The following is a 439-nucleotide window of genomic DNA, read 5'->3' as shown; positions in this document are numbered from 1 at the left end:
GGAAAAGAGAGAAGGGAAAGAGGGGGAAGGGAGGAGAGGGAAGAGGAAAGGGAAAGGAAGGGGGAAAAAAGAAAAAAAGAAAGAAGAAAGAAGAAGGAGAAAAAGGAGGGGAAAGAAGGGGAAAGGGAGAAGAGGAGAAAGGGGGAAAAAAGGAGAGAGAAAAGGAAAGGAAGGAGAAGGGGAAAGAGAAGAAAAAAAGGAGGAAAAAGGGAGGAAAAAGGAAAAGAAAAGGGGGGAGAAAAAGAAGAAAAAAAAAGGGAAAAAGAGAGAAAGGGAAAAAGAGAGAGAGAGGAGAAAAAAAGGGGGAGAAAAAAGAAAAAAGAGAGAAGGGAAAAAAGGGGGGGAGAGAAAGAAGGGGGCAGCCGAGAGAGGTGCCAAAATGTCGCTGCCATCACGCAAAGAAAAACTACTGCCAGAAATGTGGAATACACGTCTAATG

General features: G+C 43.7%; 1 protein-coding gene. It reads left to right on the top strand.

Annotated elements, in window-relative coordinates; all coding sequences use genetic code 11:
- The coding region (locus ACTHTY_RS12080) for a hypothetical protein (RefSeq protein WP_440367871.1) at positions 1-439 on the top strand (439 nt) is incomplete at both ends.

The organism is Neisseria sp. P0019.S002 (assembly GCF_051957155.1).
GTDB lineage: Bacteria > Pseudomonadota > Gammaproteobacteria > Burkholderiales > Neisseriaceae > Neisseria > Neisseria perflava.
The sequence above is the reverse complement of the archived record's forward strand: the minus strand, read 5'-3'. Positions and strand labels throughout refer to the sequence as shown.